The sequence below is a fragment of the Dactylosporangium sp. CA-233914 genome (genome assembly GCF_050942935.1).
Classification (GTDB): domain Bacteria; phylum Actinomycetota; class Actinomycetes; order Mycobacteriales; family Micromonosporaceae; genus Dactylosporangium.
In genome coordinates this window covers 2,356,049-2,368,543 of record NZ_CP192030.1, presented here as the reverse complement: position 1 = coordinate 2,368,543, position 12,495 = coordinate 2,356,049, and the positions used below count along the sequence as shown (strand labels likewise).

The 12,495-nt window shown below is 71.4% G+C and carries 11 protein-coding genes and 1 pseudogene; 2 read left to right on the top strand and 10 right to left on the bottom strand.

From position 1 onward, the window contains the following. Positions 1-16: 16 nt before the first annotated feature. Both ACQPY0_RS10885 and pgl read left to right on the top strand, forming a co-directional pair. The gene (locus ACQPY0_RS10885) at positions 17-1,033 is read left to right on the top strand and encodes a glucose-6-phosphate dehydrogenase assembly protein OpcA (protein ID WP_432987474.1); all 1,017 of its coding nucleotides are present in this window, start codon (positions 17-19) and stop codon (positions 1,031-1,033) included. Further along, entirely contained in the window at positions 1,030-1,800 is a 771-nt protein-coding gene (pgl, locus tag ACQPY0_RS10880) for a 6-phosphogluconolactonase (protein ID WP_432987472.1), read from the top strand. The genes ACQPY0_RS10885 and pgl overlap by 4 nt, the downstream gene beginning before the upstream one ends. A gap of 51 nt (positions 1,801-1,851) precedes the next feature. On the opposite strand, the gene ACQPY0_RS10875 is transcribed toward pgl, so the two are convergent. The 10 genes and pseudogenes from ACQPY0_RS10875 to uvrC all read right to left on the bottom strand — a co-directional run bounded on the left by ACQPY0_RS10875 (position 1,852) and on the right by uvrC (position 12,368). Continuing rightward, the gene (locus ACQPY0_RS10875) at positions 1,852-2,190 is read right to left on the bottom strand and encodes an RNA polymerase-binding protein RbpA (protein ID WP_432987470.1); all 339 of its coding nucleotides are present in this window, start codon (positions 2,188-2,190) and stop codon (positions 1,852-1,854) included. 124 nt (positions 2,191-2,314) lie between these two features. Continuing rightward, positions 2,315-2,572, bottom strand: coding sequence for a preprotein translocase subunit SecG (gene secG / locus ACQPY0_RS10870; RefSeq protein WP_344614412.1), 258 nt, complete (start codon positions 2,570-2,572; stop codon positions 2,315-2,317). 192 nt (positions 2,573-2,764) lie between these two features. Next, positions 2,765-2,905 (bottom strand): hypothetical protein, encoded by a 141-nt coding sequence (locus ACQPY0_RS10865; RefSeq protein ID WP_432987468.1) that lies wholly within the window; start codon positions 2,903-2,905, stop codon positions 2,765-2,767. 131 nt (positions 2,906-3,036) lie between these two features. Further along, positions 3,037-3,819, bottom strand: a complete 783-nt coding sequence (gene tpiA / locus ACQPY0_RS10860) for a triose-phosphate isomerase (RefSeq protein WP_432987466.1) — start codon at positions 3,817-3,819, stop codon at positions 3,037-3,039. A 4-nt stretch (positions 3,820-3,823) separates the two neighbouring features. Then, positions 3,824-4,972, bottom strand: a complete 1,149-nt coding sequence (locus tag ACQPY0_RS10855; RefSeq protein ID WP_432987464.1) for a phosphoglycerate kinase — start codon at positions 4,970-4,972, stop codon at positions 3,824-3,826. Further along, positions 4,969-5,973: a type I glyceraldehyde-3-phosphate dehydrogenase gene (gene gap / locus ACQPY0_RS10850; protein WP_432987462.1), complete on the bottom strand. Its 1,005-nt coding sequence runs from the start codon at positions 5,971-5,973 to the stop codon at positions 4,969-4,971. Before gap ends, ACQPY0_RS10855 begins: the two co-directional genes overlap by 4 nt. A gap of 600 nt (positions 5,974-6,573) precedes the next feature. Continuing rightward, positions 6,574-7,554, bottom strand: coding sequence for a DNA-binding protein WhiA (gene whiA, locus ACQPY0_RS10845; RefSeq protein ID WP_432987460.1), 981 nt, complete (start codon positions 7,552-7,554; stop codon positions 6,574-6,576). A 340-nt stretch (positions 7,555-7,894) separates the two neighbouring features. Next, positions 7,895-8,800: pseudogene (locus ACQPY0_RS10840) on the bottom strand (gluconeogenesis factor YvcK family protein); the annotation flags it as partial. A 143-nt stretch (positions 8,801-8,943) separates the two neighbouring features. Beyond that, complete coding sequence (rapZ, locus tag ACQPY0_RS10835; RefSeq protein ID WP_432995161.1) at positions 8,944-9,816, bottom strand: RNase adapter RapZ; 873 nt, start codon at positions 9,814-9,816, stop codon at positions 8,944-8,946. Positions 9,817-10,262: 446 nt separating this feature from the next. Beyond that, positions 10,263-12,368 carry an excinuclease ABC subunit UvrC gene (gene uvrC / locus ACQPY0_RS10830; protein WP_432987458.1) on the bottom strand — a complete coding sequence of 702 codons (2,106 nt, stop codon included), beginning with the start codon at positions 12,366-12,368 and terminating at the stop codon, positions 10,263-10,265. Between the last annotated feature and the right edge of the window lie 127 nt (positions 12,369-12,495).

The following is a 12,495-nucleotide window of genomic DNA, read 5'->3' as shown; positions in this document are numbered from 1 at the left end:
AGAGGGAGACATAGACATGATCGGTTTGTGGGACACCACCGGTATCGAGGTGGTCAAGGCCCTGGCCAACGAGCGGCGCAGCGCCGGTGGCCTGACCAGCGGCCTGGCCCTGACCCTGATCGCGGTGGTCGACGAGCGGCAGGTCCGCGAGGCCGAGGCGGCGGCCACCATCGCCGCCTCCGCGCACCCCTGCCGCCTGCTGCTCATCGTGCGCGCCGACGTGACGCAGCAGCGCTCGCGCCTGGACGCCGAGATCGTCGTCGGCGGGCGGCTCGGCCCGTGCGAGGCGGTCGTCATGCGCATGCAGGGCCGCCTGGCGCTGCACGCCGAGTCGGTCGTCATGCCGCTGCTCGCCCCGGACGTGCCGGTGGTGACGTGGTGGCAGTGCGCGCCGCCGGAGCGGATCGCCTACGACCCGCTGGGCGTCGTCGCCGACCGGCGCATCACCGACAGCGCCCAGGCCGACGACCCGGTGGCGGCGCTGCGGGTGCGCTCCGACGACTATGTGCCCGGCGACACCGACCTGGCCTGGTCCCGGATCACGCCGTGGCGCACCCTGCTGGCCGGGGCGTTCGACGCCAACCGCGTCAGCGTGCGCTCCGCGACGATCGTGGCGCCCGAGCACGACCCGACCGCGCTGCTGCTCGGCGGCTGGCTGGAGGCCCGCCTGGGCGTCCACCCGTCCCGGCGGACCGGCTCCGGCCGGATCATGGAGGCCGTCAACCTCGAGTTCGAGGACGGCAACACCATGAACCTGATCCGCGACCTCAACGCGGGCGTCGCCACGCTGCAGCGCACCGGCCAGCCGGACCGCATCCTGCCGCTGAGCCGCCGCCCGCTCGGCGACGAGCTCGCCGAGGAGCTGCGCCGGCTCGACCCGGACCAGCCCTACGCGCACGCCCTGGCGGCCGGCACCGGCAAGCGCGGCCTGGACGAGCGGGCCACGCCCCGCGTGCACATCTGGAAGGACCCGGCCCTCGCCGAGAAGCCGGAGGCGACCACCGCACCGCTGCAGGAGAGCGTTCCTTCATGACCCAGGCGAAGGTTGTCGTACACACCGAGCCCACCCTGCTGGCGGAGGCGGCCGCCGCGCGGCTGATCGTCCGGCTCACGGACGCGCAGGCCGAGCGGGGCGAGGCCACGGTCGTGCTGACCGGCGGCCGGATCGCGGCCCAGATCTACCAGGCGGTCCGCGAGAGCCCCGCCCGCGACGCGGTCGACTGGTCCCGGGTCAACTGCTGGTGGGGCGACGAGCGGTTCCTGCCCGCCGGCGACGGGGAGCGCAACGAGACCCAGGCCCGCGCGGCCCTGCTCGACGCGCTGCCGCTGGACCCGGCGCGAGTCCACCCGATGCCGGCCTGCGACGGCCCGGACGGCAACGACGCCGAGGCGGCGGCCGCCCGCTACGCCGAGGAGCTGGCCGCCGCGGCCCGCCCCGGCCACGCGGAGCTGCCGCACTTCGACGTGGTCCTGCTCGGCGTCGGCGAGGACGGCCACGTCGCCTCGGTGTTCCCGGAGCACCCGGTGACGCTGGAGAACCGCCCGGTCTCGGCGGTGCGGGGCAGCCCGAAGCCGCCGCCGGTCCGCACGACGCTGACCCTGCCGGCGATCAACACCGCCGACGAGGTGTGGCTGATCGCCGCGGGCGACGGCAAGGCGAAGGCCGTCGGCCTGGCCCTGGCCGACGCGGGCCCCCGCCAGATCCCGGCGGCCGGGGTCCACGGCCGCGACCTGACGCTGTGGCTGCTCGACTCGGCCGCGGCCCACCAGCTGCCGCCGAAGTTCCGCAGCCTGGTCTGAGCATCCCTGAAAAGAAGGGCGCCGGTTTTCACCGGCGCCCTTCTTTCGTCGCTAACCTCGTCGCTGGCGCAGTCGCGCCAGGGCCTCCTGGAGGATGGCCTCGCCGTCGGCGTCGGAGCGCCGCTCCTTCACGTAGGCCAGGTGGGACTTGTACGGCTCGGCCCGCGGGCGCTGCGGTGGGGCCTGCTCGTTCTGGCCGGCCGGGAGGCCGCACCGGGGGCAGTCCCAGGTGTCCGGGGGCGTGATCTCCGCGGCGAAGGCCGGCGTGGTGACGTGCCCGTTGACGCAGAAGTAGGTCACGCTGCGTCTGGGGGCCTGTTCACCTCGCTCGGGCATGCGCATCGGGCCTGAGCCGACCCGGGTTCCACGGATGGCATTGCCAGCTGCCACGGCTGCTCGCTCCTGTTCGTCGGGGGGGACGACGTCTTACGGAGTGCAGGAGTGTGGGCCAAACACCTGCGCGCGGCCCGTATCGTCACGGACCGCGCGCATGAGTCTAGGACCACCGGTGTGCTCAGGCACCACCGTTCTGGACAATTTTCAGCCAGAGGCCGAGACCGACGATGCAGGCGAACCAGATGATGCCCACCAGCAGCGTGTAGCGGTCCAGGTTCTTCTCGGCGACCGAGGATCCGGCGAGGCTCGAGGACACGCCGCCGCCGAACATGCTGGACATGCCGCCGCCCTTGCCGCGGTGCAGCAGCACGAGCAGGGTGAGCAGCACACTGGTGATAACCAGCAGCACGATCAGGGTGTAGGCGAACGCCGTCATGGCGCGGTCGTCCTCTCGGTGGGTGCCTGTTCCGGGTCGATCGGAGCGAGCCTCATCGAGCCGGACTGGGCGAAGGTGTCGGACAGCGGCTGCCAGCTTACTAGGCGAGGCCGAGCGCGCACAGGTCGGGCTGGCCGAACCGCGGGTGGATGAAGCCGCCGCGGATGGTCGTGCCGGCCATGCGCAGCGCCGTCATGTGGTCCTGGTTGTTTCGTCCATCGGCAGCGTCAGCGTCAGCGTGTTCGCACAGGGCTTGCCGTTCTTCTGCTGGTCCTCGATCAGCTTGCGGGCCACGTCCGGCTTGCCCTCGGCGTTGTTCGCGCTGTCGAACACGTCGAGCGGTGGTGGATGGAGCCACTGCCGGCGGCGTTCAGCCGCCGCGGAACCGGGGCGGGGCGCACAACACAACGTCGCGCGGCCCCGTCCGGACCGCGCGACGCTGGGTGTTTCGCTGACTACGGTTGTTACTTGCCGAGCCGGACAATCCTCGCGAAGCCCTCGGCGTCGATGCTCGCGCCACCGACGAGAGCACCGTCGATGTCGGGCTGCTCGATGATCGCCGCGACGTTGTCGTGCTTCACCGAGCCGCCGTAGAGGATGCGCACCCGGTCGGCGATGCCGCCGGTGTACTTCTCGGCCAGCCGGGTGCGGATCGCCCCGATGACCTCCTGCGCGTCCTGCGGCGTCGCCACCTTGCCGGTGCCGATCGCCCAGACCGGCTCGTACGCGATGACGATCTTCTCGACCTCGTCGGTCTTGATCTTCTCCAGGCCCGCGTCGAGCTGCGCGAGGGTGTATCCCACGTGCTCGCCCGACTCCCGGATCTCCAGGCCCTCGCCCACGCAGAGGATCGGCGCGATCCCGTTGGCCAGCGCCGCCTTCACCTTGGCGTTGACCAGGGCGTCGTCCTCGCGGTGGTACTGCCGCCGCTCCGAGTGCCCCACGACCACGTACTGGCAGCCCAGCTTGGCCAGCATGGCCCCGGAGACCTCGCCGGTGTAGGCGCCGTTCGTGTGCGCGGAGATGTCCTGCGCGCCGTAGCCGATGAGCAGCTTGTCGCCGTCCACCAGCGTCTGCACGCTGCGGATGTCGACGAACGGCGGGAGGACCACGGCCTCGACGTCGCCCAGCTGCTTCTCGGTGAGCGTGAAGGCCAGCTGCTGGACCAGCTTGATGGCCTCGAGGTGGTTCAGGTTCATTTTCCAGTTGCCGGCCATGAGCGGACGGCGTCCGGTCGCCTCAGCCATCGGGTCAGACCTCCAGCGCCGTGATGCCCGGCAGGGCCTTGCCTTCGAGGAACTCCAGGGAGGCGCCGCCACCGGTGGAGATGTGGCTGAAGCCGTCCTCGGGGATGCCCAGCGCGCGGACCGCCGCGGCCGAGTCGCCGCCGCCGACGACCGTGAAGCCGTCGACCTTGGTGATCGCCTCGGCGACGCCACGGGTGCCGGCCTCGAACGGGCGCTTCTCGAACACGCCCATCGGGCCGTTCCAGAAGACCGTCTTGGCACCGGCCAGGATGCCCGCGAACTCCGACACGCTCTGCGGGCCGATGTCCAGGCCGAGCTCGCCGGCCGGGATCTCGGCGATGCCGACCGTCTTGGTGGCGGCCTCGTCGCTGATCTCCGTCGCCGTGACGACGTCGGTGGGCAGCACGATCTTGCCCGCGCCGCGCTGGAGCAGGTCCTTGCAGGTGTCGACCATCTCGTCCTGCAGCAGGCTCTTGCCGACCTCGTGGCCCTGGGCCTTGAGGAAGGTGAAGCACATGCCGCCGCCGATGAGCAGCTTGTCGACCTTCGGCAGCAGTGCCTCGATGACGGCGAGCTTGTCGGACACCTTCGAGCCGCCGAGCACGACGACGTACGGCCGCTCCCCCACGCCCGTAAGCTTGCTCAGGACCTCGAGCTCCTTGGCGACCAGGTAGCCGCTGTAGTGCGGCAGGAGCGCGGCCACGTCGTACACGCTGGCATGCTTGCGGTGCACGGCGCCGAACGCGTCGTCGACGTAGACGTCGCCGTGCGCGGCCAGCTCCTGCGCGAACGCCTTGCGCTCGCCCTCGTCCTTGCTGGTCTCCCCCGCGTTGAACCGGAGGTTCTCCAGCAGCGTCACGTCACCCTCGCCGGAGTCGCCGAACGCGACCGGGGCGCCGAGCAGCTCGCCGAGGCGGGCGGCGACGGGCGCCAGCGTGTACTTCGGGTCGGGCGCGCCCTTCGGCCGGCCCAGGTGCGACATCACGGTCACCCGGGCGCCCGCCTCACGCAGTGCGTTGAGGGTGGGCAGGACGGCGCGGATGCGGCCGTCGTCGGTGATCTTGTCTCCGTCGAGCGGGACGTTCAGGTCGGCGCGCAGGAGCACGCGCCGACCGGCGACGCCCTCGCTCAGGAGGTCGTCGAGCGTCTTCACAGGCCGGTGCCGACCAGGGTGACGGCGTCGACGAGACGGTTGCTGTAGCCCCACTCGTTGTCGTACCAGCCGACAACCTTGACCTGGTTGCCGATGACCTTGGTCAGGCCCGAGTCGAAGATGCACGACGCCGGGTCGGTCACGATGTCGGTGGAGACGATCGGGTCCTCGGTGTAGACGAGGATGCCGGCCAGCGGGCCGTCGGCGGCCGCCTTGATCGCCGCGTTGACCTCCTCGACGCTGGTCTCGCGGCCGACGGTGACCGTGAGGTCGGTCGCCGAGCCGGTCGGGACCGGCACGCGCAGCGCGTAGCCGTCCAGCTTGCCCTTGAGCTCCGGCAGCACCAGGCCGATCGCCTTGGCCGCACCGGTCGAGGTCGGCACGATGTTCAGGGCCGCGGCGCGGGCACGACGCAGGTCCTTGTGCGGGCCGTCCTGCAGGTTCTGGTCCTGCGTGTACGCGTGGATCGTGGTCATGAGGCCACGCTCGATGCCGAACGTGTCGTTGATGACCTTCGCCATCGGCGCGAGGCAGTTGGTCGTGCACGACGCGTTGGAGATGATCGTGTGCTTCGCCGGGTCGTACTGGTTCTCGTTCACGCCGAAGACGATCGTGAGGTCCTCGTTCTTGGCCGGGGCCGAGATGATGACCTTCTTGGCGCCCTGCTCGACGTGCACCTTGGCCTTGGTCGCGTCGGTGAAGATGCCGGTCGACTCGATGACGACGTCCGCACCGAGGTCGCCCCACGGCAGCTTCGACGGGTCACGCTCGGCGAGCGCCTTGAAGGTCTTGCCCGCGACGGTGATCTCGTCCGCGGTCGCCTTCACCTCCTCGCCCAGGCGGCCGAGGATGCTGTCGTACTTCAGCAGGTGCGCCAGCGTCGCATTGTCGGTCAGGTCGTTCACACCGACAACCTCGATGTCGGCGCCCTTCTGCAGGGCCGCACGGAAGAAGTTGCGGCCGATCCGGCCGAAGCCGTTGATGCCAACCCGGATGGTCACTTCGACACATCTCCTCGTCTCTTCGCACCCCGGCCGCGTTGCCAGTGCCGGTGCCGGGTGCGGATGAGTGTTATTGGCTCGCCCACCCTGGTCCCGCCGGTCCGGACCCACCCGATCCATGCCGGGTCCGGCCGCGTGTCGCGGCGGCGATCGAACAGCGAGGAGCGACCCGAGTCGGCCTCATCGCCGAACACGGAAACCCTATCGTCTCGAACCGGTCACGATCCCGCGGGGGTGTCGGAGCCCACGTTTCAGCGTACGGCCTCCCAGCCGCCCAGCGGCCCATGATCGGCAGCCTCCGGCCAGGTCCCGCTCCACCCCGCATCCGGCCACCGCCACCATGTCCGTCCGCAGCATCGCAACCGCCCAGGTCCGCCCGCTGCTCGGGGCCCGGTTCCGCATGGCCTCACGACCATCGCGTCCGCCCACGGCCAGCGACCCGGCCGCGCCGGGTCCGCCGACTCACAGGTCACGCCACTGCCCCCGCACCCAGCCGGATTTATCGGACATATCACGATTTTCCTACCCAACACCCAGCCGGCCCGGTCGCATGAGGGCCGGGCCGGGTGCTGCTGGGGTCGAGTGGTGGGTGGCCGACGTTCAGCCGACGAGCATCTCCGGGGTGACCGCGGACTCGGTGTCCGGGATGCCCAGGTCCCGCGCCCGCTTGTCGGCCAGGGCCAGCAGGCGCCGGATACGCCCCGCGATGGCGTCCTTGGTCAGCGGCGGGTCGGCGAGCGCGCCGAGCTCCTCCAGCGAGGCCTGCCGGTGCTCCAGCCGCAGGGTACCGGCGCTGGAAAGGTGCTCGGGCGCGGTGTCGGCGAGGATCTCCATGGCCCGGGCGACCCGCGCCGCGGCGGCGACCGCGGCCCGCGCCGAGCGGCGCAGGTTGGCGTCGTCGAAGTTGGCCAGCCGGTTGGCGGTGGCCCGTACCTCGCGCCGGACGCGCCGCTCCTCCCAGGTCAGCACGCTCTGGTGCGCGCCGATGCGGGTCAGCAGCGCGGCGATCGCGTCGCCGTCCTTGACCACGACCCGGTCCACCCCGCGTACCTCGCGCGCCTTGGCGGTGATCCCGATCCGGCGGGCCGCCCCGACGAGCGCGAGCGCCGCCTCCGGCCCCGGGCACGTGATCTCCAGCGCGCAGCTGCGCCCCGGCTCGGTCAGCGACCCGTGCGCGAGGAATGCCCCGCGCCACGCGGCGACCGCGCAGCACATGTTGGCCGAGACCACGTGCGGCGGCAGCCCGCGCACCGGGCGTCCGCGCACGTCGAGCAGCCCGGTCTGGCGGGCGAGGGCCTCGCCGTCCTTGACCACCCGCACGATGAAGTGGCTGGCCTTGCGCAAACCGCCGGAGGCCAGGACGTGAATTTCGCTGCCGTACCCGTACACCTCCGACACCTCCCGCCGGAGCCGTCGCGCGGCCGCGTTGGTGTCGAGCTCGGCCTCCACGACCACCCGCCCGGAGACGATGTGCAGCCCACCGGCGAAGCGCAGCAGCGCGGCCATCTCGGCGCGCCGGCAGCACGGCTTGGCCACGTCCACCCGGCTCAGCTCGTCCTTGACCGCAGCGGTCATCGCCATTCTGTCGTCACCTCGCGGTTTTCGTGTTCAGCGTCATGTCCTCGTCCGTGCCGGTACGCGCCCGGCCCCCGTTGCCGGCGTGGGCTCGCGAGCCGTTCTCGCCCTGCGCACCCGCGCCGCCGGCACTCCGGCCCGGGCGAGCCCGGCCGTCGCCCGTGCCGCTCTCATCGTTTCCTGTGCGCTTGCTGCCCGAGCGGCTCGCGCTGCCCGGGACGCTCACGGTTCCCGGGCTCCTCGCGTCGCCCGAGCCACTTGCACCGCCTGAGCGGCCCGCGTGCCCGTTGCTCGCCGCGTCGTCGCCGGCGTGGCTCACGCCGCGCGCGGCGACGGTGCCGCGAGCGTCGGCGCGCAGCAATGGCTCGAGCGCCCGGGCCAGGCCCTGCGGGTCGTGCCGGGGCGCCCCGTCGCCGACGGCGACCGGGGCCAGCACGAGCCGCGCACCAAGCGATTCTGCCGCACGATGGACCGGTTCGGGGTCGCCTACGGCTTTCCCGTCGGCAAGAACTACATCGACCTGCAATCCAGGAAGGTAACGACGCAGGGCGGCAAGGTGTTCCGGCAGGGTCAGCCCCGCGGTCTCGCTGTCGGCGGCGAGGTTGAGCGTGACCAGCCGCCGGGCCGCGCTGGCCCGGATCGCGTCGGCCAGCCCCGGCACGAGCAGGTGCGGGATCACGCTGGTGAACCAGGATCCGGGCCCGAACAGCAGCCAGTCGGCGTCGAGCACCGCCCGCACCGCCTCGGCGCACGCCTCGGGTTCGGCCGGGGTCAGCCGCACGCGGTCGATCGTCTTGGTGGTCACCGCGACCTCGTGCTGCCCGCGTACGGTGACAACCTCGCCACCCTCCGAAAGCTCCGCCTCGATGTGCAGCGAATCGCGTGACATGGGCAGCACCCGCCCGCCGCAACGCAGCATCTCCGCCGCGCGGTCGAGCGCCGCGACGGGGTCACTGGCGAGCTCCATCAGAGCGCAGAGTACGAGATTTCCGACCGGATGCCCGGCGATGTCATCCTCACCGGTGAACCGATGCTGGAACAGGTCCGCCGTCGAGGTCTCGTCGGCGAGCGCCGCCAGCGCCTGCCGCAGGTCTCCGGGCGGCAGGATGTCCCGCGTCTTGCGCAGCCGCCCGCTGGACCCGCCGTCATCGGCGACGGTCACCACGGCCGTGATGTCGAGCGGCATCCCGCGCTGCACGACCCGCAACGCCCGCAGCGTCGCGGACAGCCCGTGCCCGCCCCCGAACGCCACCACCCGGACGGCCCTCGCCCCACGCTTGGATCGGCCGTGGCCGTTCGAGCGAGCGGTTAACGGCACGCTGTTGTCGTCCGGCTGCGGCTCGTCGCCCGTGCCTGGATTCCGTGCGGCACCGTTGCCGCCCGTGCTTCGCCCTGTCATTCGCGTCCCAGGTCGCGGTGCTGGGGAGAGGCCGCGAGCCGCATCTCGCGCAGCCGCCGTGCGAGCTCCTCGGCGATGGCGACGCTGCGGTGCTTGCCACCGGTGCAGCCGACGGCGATCGTGAGGTAACGCTTGCCCTCGCGCTCGAACCCGGGCGCGGTCGCGTTGATGAGCCGGGCATACGTCTCGACGAAGGTGATCGCCCCGCGCTGCCCCAGCACGTATCGACTGACGTCGGTCTCCTTCCCGGTGTGCTCCCGCAGCTCGGGCACCCAGTAGGGATTCGGCAGGAACCGCGCGTCGAGCACGAAGTCAGCATCGGGCGGCAGCCCGTACTTGAAGCCGAACGAGAGCACCGTCACCCGGATCTGGGTCGTGTCCTCCTCGCCGAACATCTCCTCGATACGCCCGCGCAGCTGGTTGACATTGAGATGGCTCGTATCGATCAGCACGTCGGCCTGCTCGCGGGCCTCCTGCAGCAGCTTGCGCTCCGCGGCGATCCCGTCCGACAGCCGTCCCGCCCCCTGCAGCGGGTGCGAGCGCCGCACGCTCTCAAATCGCCGGATCAGCACCTCGTCATCGGCGTCGACGAACACCATCCGCGGGTTGAACCCCCGTTCGCGCAGCGCCTTGACCGCGCCCGGCAGGTCCGTCGAGAACGCGTGGCTGCGAACGTCGAGCACCATCGCCGTGCGCCGGGCCGCCCCGCGGGCGGCATGGGCGAGCTCGGCCATGTCGAGCAGCAGCGCCTGGGGCAGATTGTCGACGACGTAGTACCCGACGTTCTCCAACGCCCGCGCCACGGTGCTCCGCCCGCCGCCGGACACGCCGGTCACGATCACGAGGTCGGTGGTGTTGCGGCCGGGCAGCGCCCCCTCCTCGGAGTCACCGAACGTCTCCCCCCGATACGCATCCGCGCTCACCAACGCCCCGCCCAATGCCCCGCCCACCGCCACGGCCTCGCCACCGACCGAGCCGGCCCCGGCGCTCGAAGCGCCCCCGGCGCTCGAGCCGGCCCCTGTGCTCGAAGCGGCCCGGGCGTTCGAGTCGCTGCCCGTGGTCGAAGCGGCCCGGGCGTTCGAGTCGCTGCCCGTGGTCGATGCGTCACCGGTGACCTGGTCGCCCTCGGTGGCATCGTCAGCGTTGACGACACGATCGGCGGCCTCCTGACCCGGCGGCTGAGCGCCGCTGTCGGGCGCGGTGGCGTCTCTCGGCACGTCGCCTTCTCTCGACACGTCGACGAGTTTATGTCGTCCCGCGGATCACATCGGACGGTCGGTCAGTTTGCACCATTTAGCGGTATACACCGCATGCGTCACAACCGCCCCTCCTCACGCGCCTCCTCCCGGGAGAACGGCCGCGGCAGCACCGCGCCCGTCTCGACGTGCGACGCACCGGGGCCGGGCTCCTGCGCCGCTGCCGCTGAGCTTTCGGAAGAGGAGGGTGCGGCCTCGGGACCAGGCGCCCCGGAGGTGTGCGACGCCGGCGGCCGGGCCGAGGCCAGCGGATCGCCGTTGAGCGCCGCGAGGATCGCCTCCGCGGTGCGCCGCCCGATGCCCGGAACCTCCGCGATCTCCTCCAGGCTCGCCGCCTTCATCCGTTTGAGTGAACCGAAGTGCCGCAACAGCGCCTTGCGGCGGATCTCCCCGAGGCCGGGGACCGCGTCCAGCGTCGAGGTGGTCATGCGCTTGGAGCGCTTCTGCCGGTGATAGGTGATCGCGAAGCGGTGGGCCTCGTCGCGGACCCGCTGCAGGAGATAGAGGCCCTCGGAGGCGCGGGGCAGGATCACCGGGAACTCGTCGTCCGGCAGCCACACCTCCTCCAGCCGCTTGGCGAGTCCGCAGATGGTGATGTCGTCGATGCCCAGATCGAGCAGGACCTGGGCGGCCGCGTTGACCTGGGGCTGGCCACCGTCGACGACGACCAGCTGGGGCGGGTAGGCGAACTTGCGCGGCCGCCCCGTCGTCGGGTCGATGCCGGGCCGCGACGGGTCGACCTCGGCGGCCTCGTCGATCTCGACCTTGCTCTCGAGATAGCGGGCGAAGCGGCGGCGCAGGACCTCGGAGATCGCGGAGACGTCGTCGGTGGCGCCGTTGATCGCGAAGCGGCGATATTCGCTCTTGCGGGACAGCCCGTCCTCGAAGACGACCATGCTGGCGACCACGTCGGTGCCCTGGATCTGCGAGATGTCGTAGCACTCGATGCGCAGCGGCGCCGTCGACATCGACAGGGCCTCGGCGATCTCCTCCAGGGCCTTGCTGCGGGTGCTCAGGTCGCCGGCGCGGCGCAGCTTGTGCTGCTGCAGCGCCTGCCCGGCGTTGCGCGCCACGGTCTCGGCCAGGGTCTTCTTGTCGCCGCGCTGCGGCACGCGGATCGACACCCGGCTGCCGCGCAGCCGGCTGAGCCAGTCGGCGAGCGCGTCGACGTCGGCCGGCAGCTCCGGCACGAGCAGCTCGCGGGGCAGGTCGGCGGCGTCGGCGCCGGCCTCGCTGCCGTAGATCTGGGTGCAGAAGTGGTGGACGAGGTCGCCGGGGGTCAGGTCCTCGGTCTTCTCCACGATCCAGCCCCGCTGGCCGCGCACCCGCCCGCCGCGCACGTGGAAGACCTGGACCGCGGCCTCCAGCGGGTCGTCGGCGAAGGCGACCACGTCGGCGTCGGTGCCGTCGCCGAGCACGACGGCCTGCTTCTCCATCGCCCGCCGCAGCGCCCCGAGGTCGTCGCGCAGCCGCGCGGCACGCTCGAAGTCCAGCTGGTCGGAGGCCTCATACATCTCCCGCTCGAGCTGGCGGACCATGGTGTCGGTGCGGCCGGCCATGAAGTCGCAGAAGCCCTCGACGATCTGGCGGTGCTCGGCCTCGCTGACCCGGTCGACGCACGGGGCCGAGCACTTGCCGATGTAGCCCAGCAGGCACGGCCGCCCGATCTGACCGGCCCGCTTGAACACGCCGGACGAGCACGTGCGCGCCGGGAACACCCGCAGCAGCAGGTCGAGAACCTCGCGGATGGCCCAGGCGTGTGCATAGGGACCGAAATAGCGCACGCCCTTGCGCTTCGCCCCGCGCATCACCTGCAGCCGCGGATAGGCCTCGTCGAGCGTGACGGCCAGATACGGATAGCTCTTGTCGTCGCGATAACGGACGTTGAAGCGCGGGTCGTAGGCCTTGATCCAGTTGTACTCCAGCTGCAGCGCCTCGACCTCGGTGCCGACCGTCACCCAGTCGACCCGCGACGCCGTGGTGACCATCTGCTGGGTGCGCGAGTGCAGCGTCCACAGATCGGCGAAGTAGCTGCTGAGCCGCTGCCGGAGGCTCTTGGCCTTGCCCACGTAGATGACCCGCCCGGACGGGTCGTAGAAGCGATACACCCCCGGGGTGTCCGGAATGGTCCCCGGTGCGGGTCTGTACGTGGACGGGTCAGGCACCGTTCGAGCCTATCCGGGGGGTACGACAGAAATCGGAGGGCCGGTCACCGCCACGGCAACCGGCCCAGAACACGAAATAATATGAAATGTCCGAAAAATCCTGATGACGCCAGGCATCGGGATTTTT